Consider the following 16,227-nt stretch of genomic DNA (forward strand, 5'->3'; position numbering starts at 1 on the left):
GCAATTCCATGAAACGAATCATGAACCAGGTAGCGGGCGTGTTGCACATTCCCGCCCTGACCATCGGTGCTAAAACGTACCATCCCGGGCGACTGTTGATGCTCCTGCTGTCGCTCGTGTTTCTTTACAGCATGATGTTGCTGGTCGACTGGATCGGGTGGGGGCAGCTACTCGCGTTCAAGAGCGTGCTGTACGAGCACCGCGTCGAACTTCTGCAGTACATGGCCGTCGGGTTTGTTGCGCAACTGATCGATGGCGCGCTGGGCATGGCCTACGGGGTGAGTTCCACCTCGTTTCTGCTGAGCCTGGGGTTGCCTCCGGCCGCCGCCAGCGCCAGCGTGCACCTGGCCGAGGTATTCACCACGGGTTTTTCGGGGCTGGCTCACCTCACGTTCCGAAACGTGAGCCGGAAACTGCTGGGACGGCTCATTTTGCCGGGGATGATCGGTGCGGCGGCCGGTGCCTATCTGCTGAGCAGCTTCGACGGTGATTTTATGAAACCGTTCATTTCGCTCTACCTCCTGATCATGGGGGGCATCATCATCCGCAAGGCGTTGCGCAAACAATCGCCTGCCGAGCAATCCACGAAGAACCTGGGCGCACTGGCCGCATTCGGCGGACTGGTCGATGCCATTGGTGGCGGAGGCTGGGGGCCGGTCGTGACCACCACGTTGCTGGGGCGGGGACACCACGCCCGTTACGTAATTGGGTCGGTCAATACGGCCGAGTTTTTTGTGGCGCTGACCAGCTCGATCTTCTTTCTGCTGATGCTGGGCAGCCAGCCGTGGCTCATCGTGATGGGGCTGGTGTTGGGCGGGCTCTTCTCGGCGCCGTTGGCCGCGTGGCTCTGCCAGCGCCTGAAGCCGCGCACGCTGATGCTGATCGTCGGGACGGTGATTATCCTCCTGAGCCTGCGCACCGTATTCACCAGTTGGGTACTGTAACGCATTTGAAATTTTGCTACCTTACGTGCCCTTGATTTTTAGATTATTCATCCCAAAATACTTACTATCATGGCACTTCGATTAGGCGATGTAGCTCCTGATTTTACCGCTGAAACGACAGAAGGCACCATTCATTTTCACGAATGGCTGGGCGATAGCTGGGGCGTACTTTTTTCGCACCCGGCCGATTTTACGCCCGTTTGCACCACGGAACTAGGCACTGTGGCGCGCTATAAACCTGAGTTCGAAAAGCGTAATGTAAAGGTGATCGCCCTGAGTGTAGATCCGCTCGGATCGCACAACGAATGGGTAAAGGACATCAACGAAACCCAGAAAACCAACGTGAACTACCCGATGATTGCGGACGAAGATCAGCACGTGGCGAAGCTCTACGACATGATCCACCCCAATGCGTCGGACACGCTGACCGTACGTTCGGTGTTCATCATCGGAGCCGATAAAAAAATAAAGCTGATTCTGACGTATCCGGCCTCAACCGGGCGCAATTTCGACGAGATTCTGCGGGTGATCGACAGCTTGCAGCTCACGGCGAATTATAGTGTGGCGACTCCCGCCAACTGGCAGCACGGGCAGGACGTGGTGATTTCGCCTTCGATCAAGGACGAAGACATTCCGGCCAAGTTTCCGAAAGGTCACCAGAAGGTGAAGCCGTACCTGCGTACGACGCCGCAGCCTAACCTGGACTAGTCAACACGACTTTTAAACCCACAAAAAAAGCCCGCGACCAGAAGTTGCGGGCTTTTTTAGGTTCAGGTGGTTTGGTTATTCAATAAAATCTTCGCGCAACTGGCCCGTCTGGTAATCGAGCATAATCTTGCGAAATACGTTGGCAAAACGGGCCTGCGCCAGTTCGGACTTGGCTTGCACGAGGTTGGTGTTGGCCGTATACAGTTCTACAAAATCGCCCGCGCCCAACTTGAACCGCTCGTTCTGCGCCTCGTACGCGAGTTGCGCCGCCTCAACACTGATTTTAGCGGCATCGAGTTGTTCGACAGCGGCCTGGTATTCCAGCAGCGCCGTCTGTATGTCGGTAAAGATGGTCCGTTTCAGCTTCTCTTCGTTGAGCTGGGCTTCGCGCAGTTGAGTTTTGGCGCGAATTACTGTGGTGCGGGTCTGGTAACGACTGAAAATCGGGATGCTCAGACTCAGACCATAATAGGTGTTAGGGTTACGAACCCAGAATTGCTCGTCGAACGGAACCACACTTTCCTCGCCCGCCGGGTTTTGCTGCCGTACGGAGGTGGAGTAGCGGGTCGCGTATTCGTAGAACGCCGAAAGCGTAGGCATGTAGCTGGCCCGCTGCACTTGCAAATTGCTCTGCCAGGCTTCGATCAGCTTTTCCTGCTGCTGCACATCGGGTCGGTTTTGTAGGGCCAGATCGTACATTTCGTTCAGATCCAGGCTGTTGTTTTCGAGCTGAATGCTGTTTTCGACCGATTGCGGGCTGCTGAGGTAAAAGGGGCGGGTAGGCGGGAGCTGTAGCAATTGGATGAACTGGGCCTGATCGACCCGATATTTGTTCTTGGCCTGGATTAACTGTAACGCCAGTTTTTTGACCTGAGCCCGCTGGTTGTAATAGTCGGTAATGGGGCGTGTGCCAATTTCCGCATAGTTTTCGAGCAGCGTTTCCAGTTGCTGCTGGTCGTCCAGGTTCTGCTGCGCGATGGCGACCAACTCACGGTCCAGGAGGACTTGCAGGTAATTCTGCGCAACCAGCGAGACGAGTTGCTGGCGCTGTTGTTCGATGCCTTTGCGTTGCGCGATGACCTGTGCCTGACTCGCCCGCAGTTGGTTGATCCGCCCAAACCCTTGGAACAAGTTCAGGTTGGCCGTAAAACCAGCATTCATCTGTTCGAGCGTTGTCGTAAACAGCCGCCCGGTCGACTGGTCGAAGTACAACCCTTTGGAGCGAAACGCATTAGAGTAGAGAGATGCACTGGGCAGAAAGTTGGCGTAAGCCTGCGCGCGTTGTGCTTCGTTCAGGTCCAACTGGTTTTCGAGCAACCGCAGGTCCAGGTTCTGCTGACGGGCAATGCGCACGGCCTGCTCGAACGTGAGGGTGTCGGTCTGTGCCGCGGCCGAAAAGGCGACGCACGTTCCAAGCAGGAGACAGAAGAGTTTTTTCATGACAAAGACGAGTTGGCGCTGATGGGTTGAGTTTTTTCATCGCTGACGACCATGCCGTCCAACAATTGCACGATGCGCCCGCCGTACTGTGCGTTCTCTTCCGAGTGCGTTACCTGCAGGATCGTAATGCCTTCTTCCTGATTCAGCTTCTGGAACAGCTCCATGATTTTTCGGCCCTGTTCCGAGTGCAAATTTCCCGTAGGTTCGTCGGCCAGCAGAAGCTTCGGTTGCACAGCCAGTGCCCGGGCCACGCCCACCAGCTGCTGCTGTCCGCCCGAAAGCTGGTGCGGAAACAGGTCGCGTTTGGCGACGATGTTGAAGCGGTCGAGCAGGTCAGACACAATGCGCTTGCGGTCGTCCGATTTTACTTTCTTATAAAGCAGCGGCGTCTCGATGTTTTCGTAAACCGTCAGCTCGTCGATGAGGTGATAGGCCTGGAAGATGAACCCGATGTTGTTCTTGTGGAGATCCGACCGTTTCCGTTCGCTGAACGTATGCACCGGTTCGCCTGCAAAGTAGTACTCGCCTTCGGAGGGTTCGTCGAGCATGCCGATGATGTTCATCAGCGTGGATTTCCCCGATCCGCTAGGCCCCATGATGGTCACAAATTCTCCTTTTTCAATCTCCAAATTGATATCTTTCAGTACAAAAGTCTGGTGGAGTTTGGTGCGGTAGTACTTGTCGATGTGTCGGAGCTGAATCATGATGATCGGATTTTGTTGGATGATGATCGAATAGCCGTTGCCAACAAGCATGCCATGTCCCACAGGGTGAATCAGAGGCCGAAAAGTGGGGGAGTTGTGTCCGATAACGGACAGCGGGTGTTCGGTTGCGTACAAGCAAAAGGCCCCAAACGAAACGATGCTGCGGGAAAGTAGCGTGTCGGCACGAAAAAGCTACGCTACGAAATTTCCGGGCACAAAACAAAATCTAATCCCTATATTTGACGCTATAGGGTGTATTTTGTGCATTTGCATGCGCAACTACCTTTCGCCCGTAACGGTTACTTCGTTCGTCAATCAAACGCTTTCATCTCCTAATTTTTCTGCATGAAAAGAGTTATACTTTTCTTATCTGCTCTGCTGTTGCTGAGCCCGGTATGCTACGGACAAGAGGCAGCACAAACCATCGACCAGCAAATCAATTCTGTTTTTGAGCCGGTGACCGAGGCCATTGAGGCGGTGGTGTTCTTTACCATTCCTGTCGGTGGCGGGCGGTCCATTCCTTTCGTCCTGATCTGGCTCATTGTAGGCGCCTCCGTGTTTACCGTCTACATGGGATTTATCAACATTCGGGGCTTCAAACACGCCATCGACGTGGTCCGAGGCCGTTTCGACGATCCTAACGATGCCGGTGAAGTAAGTCACTTTCAGGCACTTACGGCAGCACTATCCGGAACGGTCGGAATCGGCAACATCGGCGGTGTGGCCCTGGCCATCTCGACCGGTGGGCCGGGGGCTACGTTTTGGATGATCCTGGCCGGGCTATTGGGGATGTCGTCCAAATTTGTAGAATGTACGCTGGGCCTGAAATACCGTGACGAACACGCAGACGGTACGGTTTCGGGCGGACCGATGTATTACCTGAGTAAAGGATTCGCCAAGCGCGGTTGGGGCGGCGTCGGAAAAGTACTGGCGGGTTTCTTTGCCATTGCCTGTATCGGCGGATCGTTCGGGGGGGGGAATATGGTGCAGATCAACCAGGCTACCCAACAGTTGATTCAGGTAACCGGCGGCGAAGAAAGCTTCTTTTTTGAGAACAAATGGTTGTTTGGGGTCGTGATGGCTCTGGTCATTGCGGTCATCATCATCGGGGGGATCCGCAGCATCGCGAAGGTGACGGACAAAGTAGTCCCCTTTATGGTCGGGATTTACATCCTGGGCGCCCTTGCTGTAATTGCGGTGAATTTTCGGCAGATTCCGACGGCTTTTTCCGCCATTATTGAAGGGGCGTTTTCGCCCGATGCTGTGTTCGGTGGTATCTTGGGCGTTCTGTTGGTAGGATTTCAGCGTGCCGCGTTTTCGAACGAGGCTGGGGTGGGATCGGCTTCAATCGCCCACTCCGCTGCCAAGACCGACGAACCGATCAGTGAAGGCATTGTCGCCTTGCTGGAGCCCTTTATCGACACGGTCGTAATCTGTACAATGACGGCCCTGGTGATCATCATTACCGATGCCTATCAGGCAGGCGATTCTGAAGGGGTGCGTCTTACTTCCCGGTCATTTGCTACGGTCTTTTCCTGGTTCCCTTACGTGCTCTCCATCGCGGTCATCCTGTTTGCGCTGTCTACCATGATTTCCTGGTCTTATTACGGCCTGAAAGCCTGGACGTACCTGTTCGGTGAAACGCGTGCGGCCGATATCTCTTATAAAGTGATCTTCTGCATTTTCGTTGTGGTAGGGTCTGCCATCAAAGCCACCAGCGTATTCGACTTTGGCGATGCCATGATTTTCGCCATGTGTTTTCCCAACATGGCGGGATTGTATCTGTTAGCGCCCGAAGTGAAACGCGACCTGACCCGTTACCTGAAGGAAGTAAAATCGGGGAAAATCAAGCAGTATTTTTAAGCGATAAAAGACTTAAAACACAAAAGCCCCGGCTGCAAACTGCAACCGGGGCTTTTTAATGTCTATCTACTAGCTCTACTCTTCAACTACTTCCACTTCTACACGCTTGTTTTTGTAAGCGAGCGTCGACTTTTTATCGTACACCGGGCGTTTCCCACCCCAACCGACAGTTTCAATACGGTCTGTAGAAATCCCGTTGAAAACCAGGTAGTCGCGAATAATGTCGGCACGAAGCTGAGACAAATGCTTGGCTGAGCCTGTCGTCTCTTTGGTGGTGCCGTTTACGTAGAAGAAGTTGTGAGCATCTTCATTGCGGACAATGATCTTGCCGATGCCGCCCCCGTTGGTGTGGCCGTGGATGCGGATCTTCACGTCGTCGTTCTCCTGCATCAGTTCCAACAGGCTGGTGAGTTCATACTTTGATTTAACCAGCATGATGGCGGCATCGTCGTGGAAGAAAACGTTGTACATCACGTTGATGTCGCCTTTCCGGTAGCGGTCGATGTATTGATCAAGCACGATCGTATCACGATTCAGGAAGACACTTCCAGCAGCAAGCGTCGTATCGTTAAAGAGATGGTCCAGATCCAGGTCCAGCTCGGTGCGACGGAACCCAAACTTGTCAATTACGACAGAGTTACGACGTGGCTTCGATTTCTCCAGGTAGAGCGCTTCGGTTTTGAAAGCTTCCAGTTCACCGATTGGGGAGCCGTCTAAGGGGCTTACCACCATAGCCGAGGTCTCGACTGGCTTGCTGTTACGCGAGTTATAGACGTTCAACTTGAGGAAGTACGTTTTGCCTTCGGGTTTCGCCGGAGCAAGGGCCACAGGTTCAGATTGCTCTTCTTGCTCCTCGGCAGGTGTGGCGACCACTTCCTTTTCCTTCTCCGAAGCTTCGACTGGTGTGGGCTGAGTTTCGGATGCAGCTGGTGCCTTGGTGGCAGTGCTGGTGCCCTTTTTCGTGGTATTGGACGAGCCGGTCTTAGCAAGTGTAGAGCTGGTCACCGCATTGGGCGTATGCCCTTGCTGGTTTTCCGAAGAAGCCAAGAGCGGGGTAGTCGATTTTGAAGTAGGCTGAGTTTTACGCCCTGCCGTACGGCTATAATCAGGTTGCACATCGCGCACAACGAGTTTCTGGCCAACGTAGATCAAGCTCTCCGAAAGCTCGTTTCTGCTCTCTACATCTTTGATGCTCATCCGGTACCAACGGGCGATAGAGTAGATCGTTTCGTCTTTACTGACGGTGTGGTAGCGCTCGCCTTTGCCGGGCTTCGAGGCTTTGGGAGCAGCGGCTGGCGAAGCGGTTACCGCGGGCGTGCTGGCAGACGATTCGGCCAAAGCTACGGTTGCTTCCTGTTCCACTTCTTCGTGTACATCCGAGCAGTCGGTAAATTTCAGACTGTACCCTTTGCTGCCCATCAGCGGAGAATCCACCAGAAGGAAGAAGGTCTCGCCGCCCTTCAGAGGAACCGCCGAGCTAAAGGTGTGGTGCGATTCGGCATCTTCAAAAGGATGAAGGGCCTGGCACGAAAGTCCGGTGACGTTTTCGTGGATAGAGTTATTAAAGGCTACGTTACCGCGCACAGGACGCACTGATCCATTTTGCAAGGCATCGAAGAAGGCCACAGCATCGTCGGTCTGATACAACAGAAAGTCGTAGTCTTCGTCGCCTTGTTGAGGCTCCAGGCGGAAAATCAAATTCGCCCCGGCCGCTTCTTTTGGAACGGTGATGCGGTACCAGATGGAATTATGTTCCTGCTCCAGAATTTCGTGTACGGCGGCCACTTCCTGGAAGTAACCGGGTCCGGTAGGATGATCGGTAGTGGTGTACAGTTGATCCCACGTCAATTCAATAGCGTGCGCTGCATCGCTCGTACTGATTTTTTCCTCTTCTTTCGCGAGGTGAGAGCAACTGGTCCACAATCCAATACATACCAAGAGGTATCCGGCCGTGAATGCAGGGTGCCTCCTGTTCTTTCTCCAGAGTGGTAAGATGAGCGTTGTAAAACGGCGCATGTCAAGATAAATAAGATTAAACAAGCTCAGCTAATTCGCTGATTGTGAGTTCTCTGAGTTGTAAATATCATCAATAGAATAGTGCGCTCCGAAAATGCCGTTGGGCGGCCGGAAATTAAAATGTGAGTTTACAAGGTCGATTGTAGGCCTTTAAAATAAAACCGCTTATTACCTCCCCCTTCTTGCAGCGTAGTGGTCATTGTTTCCGTGCTGTATCCACCGAACGCACGAAGCATTCCTAGGGAAATCTAGGCGGTCGGCAAGGAAAAAAAAAGCTACGCGAAAATCCCCTACGGTCCGACGAAACTAGGTTTTTGTTAGGTGAGGCCAGCGTGTGGCACAAAAACAGTTGCTCGTCGGGCAGTAGCCAGCACCTGCGAAACGGCGACACGTGGTGCATCGTCGAGGGACATGCACGAGGCGCTATCGTGCATAAAGTGCAAAGAAAGTGTGCGTCTTGGACGTAAATATTTCATCGGGTAGAAATGCGTAATTTCTTGCGAGCCTCTTTTGGAAACCAGACGAACTCCTTGAGGTAGAACGTATTGTAGACGTTACTTTTGCAGGTGCAACTCCCCCTGAGAGGAGGGGTATCTGACTTCTTCTGCAGACTCTAAAATAAAAGCGAGTCGAGCCAAGGCGGGGGAAGGGAAACACCGTAACACGATGGCGCGGGACGTACTGCATTCGTAGCAACTTGGGACTCATCTCCCTTAGGGAAAGTTTAGGCCGAGGGAAAGCAATCGCTGTGGAGATTTGCCTGATCGAAGACGATCCGGGAGTGAGAAGCCCGTAACGCGTTGTTTTTGCCCCCAACGAAATGTAAGGCTGATTCTTTCGTGCGGGGAAGAAAAATGAAAAGAACGTATTTCAGAGTTGGTGAGCTTGTAGGGCATTATTCCTGTGGTGGGGAAGCACTAAACTGTATTTCTGTCGGCATACAGTTGGATCACAGGGTGTTCATCCGTAAATAGATTTTATTTTTCGAGCAACAAATAAATTTTCTCTCTGCCCTCGGCAGAATGCATCCCGAGTACGAAGGTTCATTGTTACATATAATTCAGCTATATTTCCGCGAAAATTCGGCAGGTAGGCCGGACAATAACCTGAAGCCTGGGCGTAGGGCTCTTTGCTTCGTGTCAGGAACGAAAAAATAGGTATGCAAGAATTGATACTGCAACCGACGGTCAAATCTCCCCGTGTGCACTTTGATCCTGTGACGGGAAAACTTGAAATTTCAGGAAAATCGATTCCTGAGAATTCCTATAACCTCTACAGACCGTTGATTGAGTGGGTAGAAGACTATGTTGCGCAACCCGCTGCCCGTACAGAGCTCATCTTTAAGCTGACGTATTTCAACTCCAGCTCAGCCGAGTATATTCTGGAATTGATGAAGAAGCTGGAAAGCCTCCACCTGAAAGGGAGCCCCGTAGAAGTGCGTTGGTTCTACGACGAGGAAGACGAAGACATGGAGCAGATTGGCGAAGATTTTAAAGCCATTTTGCGGCTTCCGATCCACATGGTTGTGAGCGAAGAAGATCGCTGACAGCTCATTTTTTATGCGTCAGGCAATACTTTTTTCCCGGCAGCGCTTTGATCATTCCCTGAAACTCCAGATTCAGAAGTAAAGAAGCCAGGCGCCCCGCCGCTAATTGTGTAGCAAACCCCAACTCGTCGATCTGCTGAGCCCCCTGTTGCCGAAGCACCTGCAAAACACTCAACTCCTCTGCCGAGAACAACGACTCGTCCAGGTGCAGTTGCGTCGTGGTGGCGCGAGCGGGCGCGTCCAAATCCCAGTTCAGTAGCTTTTCCAGGTCTTCGATGTTCGTATAAATAGCCGCCTTCAACTGGCGGATCAGGCGGTTGCAGCCTTCAGAATAGGGGTTACCCAGATTGCCCGGAACAGCCAACACCTCGCGGTCGTACTGATGCGCCATGTCCGCGGTGATGAGGGCTCCCCCCTTGGCGGCGGCCTCGACCACAACCAGAGCGTCGCATAAACCGGCGATGATCCGGTTGCGTGCCGGAAACTGAGGGGCGTCGGGCTTGGTGCCGAACGGGTTTTCGGTCAGCAAACCTCCGTGTGTGCGCATCTGCTGGGCGGTCGCCTTGTGGGCCGCGGGGTAGACCAAGTCGAGTCCGTTGGCCATTACCCCAATGGTAGGCAACTGGTGCTGCACTGCGGCGCGATGGGCCGTAATGTCGATACCGTAAGCCAGACCGCTGACCACCAGACATTCGTGCGGCACCAGGTCGCGGACAATCTGTTCGGTAACGCTTCGTCCGTAGTCGGTCGCCTGGCGCGTGCCCACAATGCCGACGATGCGGGCGTGGTTGAGCGAGGCGGTGCCCTGGTAATACAGTAGGGGAGGGCTATCGGGCAGGTGCTTGAGCCGCGAAGGGTAGGCCTCGTCCGTAAACCAAAGCAGTTGCACGTCGTGTTTTTCGACCAGCGCCAGTTCGCGTTCGGCCTTAACGAGCAGATCCGCTTGCTGAATGTTGTCGGCAATGAATTTTCCGATACCCGGAATCCTGAGCAGTTTGCCCCGGGGCGTGGTAAAAACCGCCTTGGCCGAGCCGCAGTACCCAATCAACTGGCGTGTGAGCACACTACCGACTTTGGGCACAAACGACAGCGCCAACCGATAGAGAATCTCGTCGGCGTCTTTCATGCGTCGGGCAGCGATTCTTTCATCTCCAGTAGAAACGAGCGGACTTTTTCCAGGCGGCGTTTCATGGTGGTACGTTCGGCAGCTACCTGATTTTGCTTACGCAACTCATCCCGGGCACCCTGGAGTTTGTACCCGCGTTCCTTCACCAGGTGATAGATGCGCTGAATTTGGTCTACATCTTTCTGAGTATAAATCCGATTCCCCTTGCGGTTTTTCTTGGGTTGGATAGACGGAAATTCAGTTTCCCAGAAACGAATCAGTGAGGCATTCACCCCCAGCATCTGCGCCAGCTCTCCGATCGTGTAGTACCTTTTTTCAATCTCGTCCATAAGCTTCTCTAAATTGGTAATACAAAGGTAACAATTGCGCTTGGCTGACGTCAGCCCGGCACGAGCACACCGACAAAACAAAACAGGCTCCGTATGTCGGGAGCCTGCCTGGAATGAGTTACTATAGTGGTAAGTGATTTAGTCGAACGATTGGTTTTGATTGGACGACACTTCCAGCATGTCCTGAAACTCGCTGGGCGACAAGTCACTGTAAAAGAAGTTGATCGGGTTAATGCGCGTGCCGTTTTTGATCACCTCATAGTGCAGGTGCGGGCCTGTAGACTTGCCGGTGCTGCCGATGTAGCCGATCACGTCCCCACGTTTAATGTGCTGGCCTTCTTTCGCTACGATCTTGCTCATGTGTCCGTAGAGTGACTGGTAGCCGAAGCCGTGGTCGATAATGACACACTCGCCGTAGCCGCCGTTGCGCCGTGCTTTGATGATCTTCCCGTCGCCCGTCGCGTAGATTTTAGTGCCGGTCGGTGCCGCAAAGTCCAGCCCCTTGTGCATCTTGATCGTTTTATAAACCGGATCGACGCGCTTGCCAAAGCCAGAGCCCACACGCATGTTGTCTTTCAACGGGCGAATGGCCGGGATGGCCGCCAGCATTTCGTTTTTGTTCTTAATCAGTTCAACCAGCTCGTCGTACGACTTGGTCTGGATGTACATCTCTTTCTTTAACTGATCGAGCCGGGCCGTCGTGCTGATGATCAGATCTTCACGGCTCAGGCCTTTTTCCATCAACTCCCGGTAGCGTTCCGCACCACCGACCCCTGCGCTGCGCACCGATGCCGGAATGGGTTCGGCTTCGAAGATCGTGCGGTAAATGTTATCGTCACGGCTCTGCAACGAAGTCAGCATGTCTTCTGTCTGGTGCATCCGTTCGTCCAGCACTTCGTAATAGAATTTCAGTTCCTGGTTCTCCTTGCGCAGCGCGGCCTCAGTAGGCGAACCAAAGATTTTTCCGTAGAAAAACGCGATTACTCCACCCGTCACCGCTGCCAGCATCAGAAACGCTAATCCATTGATCAGGATGTCTGAAGTCGAAGTGCGTACCTGTTCGTACTTGCAGGTGTGGGTGTCGTAGTAGTATTTAATTTTTGCCATGAGCTAACCCAGGTGCAGAGATTGTCCTAATTTTGTTGATCGACGAAGTGAAAACGGATGCTTAAAGTCTTCAGCACTAGTATTGTACTCTCGCAAGGTAGGAAAATTTTCCCTTCGCTATTTTGACTTGTAGTATAATCGGTAAAGTTCAAAAAACTTCGTTGCCTCAGTGGCTAACTCCTTCATTATGAAGAAGAAAGGCCATTTGATCAAAAGCTATAAAAAATTGTACAGATCGGCTGTTCGGTGTTGTCTGATTTGAATAATAAATGGAACCTATCGCCTTTGGGGCGCTCCCGCCGATCAACTGAATTTTCACACTTATGTCCATGAAAGCCAAAGAGATACGCCAGACTTTCCTTGAATTTTTCAAAAGCAAGGGGCACCAGATTGTTCCCTCCGCACCGCTGGTCGTGAAGAACGATCCGACGCTGATGTTCACCAACGCGGGGATGAACCAGTTTAAAGACTATTTTTTAGGTAATAAACCGGCTCGTAATAAAAGGGTTGCGGACACACAGAAATGTTTGCGCGTCTCGGGCAAGCACAACGATCTGGAAGAAGTAGGGCACGATACGTACCACCACACCATGTTCGAGATGCTGGGCAACTGGTCGTTCGGCGACTACTTTAAGAAAGAGGCCCTGCAGTGGTCGTGGGAGTTGTTGACAGAAGTCTACAAGCTACCGGCCGACCGCCTCTATGCTTCTGTGTTCGAGGGAGATGCAGCCGATGGCTTACCTGCCGACGAAGAGGCGCTGGCCCTCTGGCGGGAGATGTTGCCCGACGACCACATTCTGTACGGAAACAAGAAAGACAACTTCTGGGAAATGGGCGATACGGGACCCTGCGGTCCGTGTTCGGAAATCCACATCGACCTGCGGAGCGACGAAGAGCGCGCCAAGGTGCCGGGACGCGAGTTGGTCAACCGCGACAACCCGCTGGTCGTGGAGATTTGGAACAACGTTTTCATCCAATTCAACCGGATGGCCGACGGGTCGCTGGTGCCCCTCCCCGAAAAGCACGTGGATACCGGTATGGGCTTCGAGCGACTTTGCATGGCGATTCAGGGCAAGACGTCGAACTACGATACCGACGTGTTCCAGCCCATGATTCAGTTCATCGCCCGCGAAGCCGGTACCACCTACGGAGCCGATCCAAAGAAAGACATCGCGATGCGCGTGTTGGCGGACCACATCCGCGCAATTTCGTTCAGCATTGCCGATGGGCAACTGCCTTCCAACCAGCGGGCGGGGTACGTCATCCGGCGTATCTTGCGACGGGCGGTGCGTTACGCCTACACCTTCTTAGGATTCAAAGAGCCTTTTCTCTATCGCCTGGTGCCTCTGTTGGCCGATCAGTTTGCGGATGTGTTCCCTGAACTCAAAGCCCAACAGGACTTTGTAGCACGGGTAATTCAGGAAGAGGAATCGGCGTTTCTGCGTACGCTGGAGACCGGACTGCGTCGCCTCGACGCGCTAACCAACGAAAATACCAGCGGGGTGATCGACGGGGCTACCGTATTCGAACTGTACGACACGTTCGGTTTTCCGGTCGACCTGACGGCACTGATTGCACGGGAGCGGGGCATGCGGGTGGACGAAGCCGGATTCCAACAGGAAATGGGCAAGCAAAAGGAACGTTCGCGCAGTGCAGCGGCCGTAGACCGGGGCGACTGGGTCGAGCTGACCACCGACGAAGAGAGTGAGTTCATCGGCTACGACCATCTGGAAAGCCGCGCGCACTTGGTGAAATACCGCGCGGTAGACAGCAAGGGCAAAAAGCGTTACCAATTGGTGCTGGACAAAACGCCGTTCTACGCCGAAAGCGGTGGGCAGGTCGGCGACACCGGTTATCTGGAAACGAACGAGGAGAAGATTCCCGTCCTGAATACCGTCAGGGAAAACGACCTGATCATTCACGAAACCGAGCAGTTGCCTTCGGACCTCACGGCCGAGCTGCATGCCGTGGTGGATACGCCGCAACGGAAACTAACGGAAAATAACCACTCGGCAACGCACCTGCTCCACGCCGCGCTGCGCCAGGTACTCGGATCGCACGTGCAACAGAAAGGATCGTTGGTAACGAAAGACTACCTGCGGTTTGATTTCTCGCATTTCAGCAAGGTGACAGAAGAAGAACTGGCTCAGATTGAGCAGATCGTGAACCGGAAAATCCGCGAAAATATTCCGATCGACGAGCGGCGCAACGTACCCATCGAGGATGCCAAAGGCATGGGCGCGATGGCCCTGTTCGGAGAAAAATATGGCGACTACGTACGCGTCATTACCTTCGATCCGGCGTATTCTGTCGAGCTGTGCGGTGGAACCCACGTGCCGTCTACGGGGCAGATCGGTTTCTTCAAGATCATCTCCGAGAGTTCGGTGGCAGCGGGCGTGCGCCGCATCGAAGCGTATACCGCCGACCGTGCCGAGCAATACATCAACGAGCAGCTGGCGCAATTGGAAGAGATCAAAGCGCTGTTGAAAAATCCGCGCGATCTACCCAAAGCCTTGCAAGGCCTGATCGACGAGCGCAATGCCGCCCAGAAGCAGATCGAGTTGTTGCAGTTGCAGGAAGCGCAGCAAGTAAAACAGGATCTGCTGAGCAAAGTGCGCCGGATCAACGACATGGCCTTTATTGCCGAGAAAGTGCACCTGCCCAACGCCGATGCGGCCAAGCAGATCGCATTCGAGTTGCGCAGTCAGGTCGACAACCTGTTTTTGGTGCTGGCTGCCGAAGTGCAGGAGAAACCCATGATTACCGTCATGATCTCCGACGAACTGGTGAAGGAGAAAGGCTACAACGCTGGTCAGATTGTGCGCGACCTCGCGAAAGACATCAAAGGCGGCGGCGGCGGTCAGCCCTTTTACGCTACGGCGGGTGGCAAAGACGTCAGTGGACTCGACCATGTGCTGGTGCGGGCCGCCGAGATGATTTAATGAAATTGAGTTCATTGCTTAATCAAAAGCCGTTCTCGGAAGAGGACGGCTTTTTTGGTGTTGCCGTGGGGAGTAACGTATCGGAAGTGCTTGCGTACGCGAAGGAAGAAAGAATCTTGGTACTATGTCGATGGTAGCACAACAAAACGTTCGGAAACCGTGGCCCTGGTACGGATGGCTGGGAGGAGCGCTGATGGGGATTTTCTGGTACTGCAGCTGGGCGCTGGAAGGATTGCGGACGCAGTGGGCCTTTTTCCCGTTGTGGCTCGGCTACTGCCTGACCATCGATGCCCTGACGGTCTGGCGGCAAGGCGATTCGCTGCTGACCCGCCATCCTCGGGCCTACGTCGGCTTGTTTCTGGTGTCGCTGCCGTCGTGGTGGCTGTTTGAACTGCTCAACGAACGTGCCCATTACTGGTATTACGACGGACGCGAACACTTCTCCGATCTGGCCTATTTTGGACTGGCGTCGTTGTGCTTCTCCACGGTGGTGCCGGCCATCTTCGGCACGGCCGAGTTCGTCGGCACCGTTCGACTGCCCCGGTGGGGGATTCGCGTCGGGCAGAAACGCTCCACACAGGTACTGTTCTTCGTTGGCGGCTGGCTGATGTTGGTAACACTCCTGGTCTGGCCGAAATACGGTGCCGCGTTGATCTGGATGTCCCTGTATTTCATCCTCGATCCTCTGAATGCATGGCTGGGCAACCGATCCCTGTTGCACCAGACCGGAAAAGGAAACTGGCGGCCGGTGTGGGCGCTCTGGATCAGCGGCCTGATCTGTGGCTTCTTCTGGGAAATGTGGAACTTCTATAGTTACCCTAAATGGAAATACACCATTCCCTTCGTGGATTTCTGGCCTGTGTTCGAGATGCCTTTGCTAGGTTACCTGGGGTATCTGCCTTTTTCGCTCGAGCTGTTCGCGTTGTATCACCTGCTCGTCGGTTGGCTGGCCCCGTCGCTGCGGAACTACGTGCAACTGGAAAGCCCTGCGCCGGTGCCTTATACGGTTGCTTCACGATAGCGCGGCCCGGCGTTCGTACAACGCGATTTCCAACAGTTGGCGCAGCGCTCCGTGGTCGATGTCGTCAGGCGTCGCAAGCTTGATGTGCCGGAATTTCTTTCCCTCGCCGCCCAACAGGCCTGTGGGGTCGTCCAGACAGCCGCCGTGGTTGAAGCCCAGGTTGATGTGATGCCGATGCACGGCGATGTAACAGAAATGTTCCGACATTTTTTTTGGGCCGATGCCGAAGCCGGTGATGCGCTGGCGGGGCCAGGGGACTTCTACAACGTCGGGATAGACCTCCTGGATCAGTGTGCGCAACTCAAACGCGAGGTCCTGCACGGGGGGAGTCGCATCAATAAGGATTTCGTGAAACTGACCATAAGTTTCGATGGTACGCATGGCAACAAAGTTTGGTGAAAGAGCGAGCTGGAAAATCGGCTTTACAGCCGGTGCCGATCGTTGACGCTTCGAGGTTAGCACTTTCTGGCAGCTTTGTCGA

The 16,227-nt window shown here is 53.8% G+C and carries 13 protein-coding genes; 6 read left to right on the forward strand and 7 right to left on the reverse strand.

Translation table 11 applies throughout. From position 1 onward, the window contains the following. Positions 1-8 precede the first annotated feature (8 nt). Both BLR44_RS07045 and BLR44_RS07050 read left to right on the forward strand, forming a co-directional pair. Entirely contained in the window at positions 9-944 is a 936-nt protein-coding gene (locus tag BLR44_RS07045; protein WP_218127023.1) for a sulfite exporter TauE/SafE family protein, read from the forward strand. Positions 945-1,013: 69 nt separating this feature from the next. Continuing rightward, positions 1,014-1,652, forward strand: a complete 639-nt coding sequence (locus BLR44_RS07050) for a peroxiredoxin (RefSeq protein ID WP_089680640.1) — start codon at positions 1,014-1,016, stop codon at positions 1,650-1,652. Between the two features lie 75 nt (positions 1,653-1,727). Here the strand turns inward: BLR44_RS07050 and BLR44_RS07055 are convergent, their stop codons facing one another. Both BLR44_RS07055 and BLR44_RS07060 read right to left on the reverse strand, forming a co-directional pair. Further along, positions 1,728-3,092, reverse strand: coding sequence for a TolC family protein (locus BLR44_RS07055; RefSeq protein ID WP_089680642.1), 1,365 nt, complete (start codon positions 3,090-3,092; stop codon positions 1,728-1,730). Next, a complete protein-coding gene (locus BLR44_RS07060) occupies positions 3,089-3,796 on the reverse strand; it encodes an ABC transporter ATP-binding protein (RefSeq protein ID WP_089680798.1) in 708 nt (235 codons plus the stop codon). Before BLR44_RS07060 ends, BLR44_RS07055 begins: the two co-directional genes overlap by 4 nt. 345 nt (positions 3,797-4,141) lie before the next feature. Between BLR44_RS07060 and BLR44_RS07065 the strand changes: the two genes are divergently transcribed. Continuing rightward, positions 4,142-5,659, forward strand: coding sequence for an alanine/glycine:cation symporter family protein (locus BLR44_RS07065; RefSeq protein WP_089680644.1), 1,518 nt, complete (start codon positions 4,142-4,144; stop codon positions 5,657-5,659). Between the two features lie 75 nt (positions 5,660-5,734). Here BLR44_RS07065 and BLR44_RS07070 read toward each other — a convergent pair whose 3' ends face one another. Then, positions 5,735-7,507 (reverse strand): OmpA family protein, encoded by a 1,773-nt coding sequence (locus BLR44_RS07070; protein ID WP_218127024.1) that lies wholly within the window; start codon positions 7,505-7,507, stop codon positions 5,735-5,737. A 1,327-nt stretch (positions 7,508-8,834) separates the two neighbouring features. Here BLR44_RS07070 and BLR44_RS07075 point away from each other — a divergent pair. Continuing rightward, positions 8,835-9,221 carry a DUF1987 domain-containing protein gene (locus BLR44_RS07075; protein WP_089680648.1) on the forward strand — a complete coding sequence of 129 codons (387 nt, stop codon included), beginning with the start codon at positions 8,835-8,837 and terminating at the stop codon, positions 9,219-9,221. A 4-nt stretch (positions 9,222-9,225) separates the two neighbouring features. On the opposite strand, the gene dprA is transcribed toward BLR44_RS07075, so the two are convergent. The 3 genes from dprA to BLR44_RS07090 form a co-directional block, all read right to left on the reverse strand. Continuing rightward, on the reverse strand, positions 9,226-10,347 hold the full coding sequence (gene dprA / locus BLR44_RS07080) for a DNA-processing protein DprA (RefSeq protein WP_089680650.1): 1,122 nt from the start codon (positions 10,345-10,347) through the stop codon (positions 9,226-9,228). After that, complete coding sequence (locus BLR44_RS07085; protein WP_089680652.1) at positions 10,344-10,676, reverse strand: MerR family transcriptional regulator; 333 nt, start codon at positions 10,674-10,676, stop codon at positions 10,344-10,346. Before BLR44_RS07085 ends, dprA begins: the two co-directional genes overlap by 4 nt. Positions 10,677-10,814: 138 nt before the next feature. Next, a complete protein-coding gene (locus BLR44_RS07090; RefSeq protein ID WP_089680654.1) occupies positions 10,815-11,783 on the reverse strand; it encodes a M23 family metallopeptidase in 969 nt (322 codons plus the stop codon). Between the two features lie 329 nt (positions 11,784-12,112). On the opposite strand from BLR44_RS07090, the gene alaS reads away from it, so the two are divergent. Together alaS and BLR44_RS07100 are read left to right on the forward strand one after the other, a co-directional pair. Further along, positions 12,113-14,725 (forward strand): alanine--tRNA ligase, encoded by a 2,613-nt coding sequence (gene alaS / locus BLR44_RS07095; RefSeq protein WP_089680656.1) that lies wholly within the window; start codon positions 12,113-12,115, stop codon positions 14,723-14,725. A gap of 130 nt (positions 14,726-14,855) precedes the next feature. After that, positions 14,856-15,746, forward strand: coding sequence for a hypothetical protein (locus BLR44_RS07100; RefSeq protein ID WP_143017167.1), 891 nt, complete (start codon positions 14,856-14,858; stop codon positions 15,744-15,746). On the opposite strand, the gene BLR44_RS07105 is transcribed toward BLR44_RS07100, so the two are convergent. Then, positions 15,738-16,127 carry a DUF1801 domain-containing protein gene (locus tag BLR44_RS07105; RefSeq protein WP_089680660.1) on the reverse strand — a complete coding sequence of 130 codons (390 nt, stop codon included), beginning with the start codon at positions 16,125-16,127 and terminating at the stop codon, positions 15,738-15,740. The two genes, BLR44_RS07100 and BLR44_RS07105, sit on opposite strands and share 9 nt — an antisense overlap. Positions 16,128-16,227: the final 100 nt, after the last annotated feature.

It is taken from the genome of Catalinimonas alkaloidigena (assembly GCF_900100765.1).
Classification (GTDB): Bacteria; Bacteroidota; Bacteroidia; order Cytophagales; family Flexibacteraceae; genus Mooreia; species Mooreia alkaloidigena.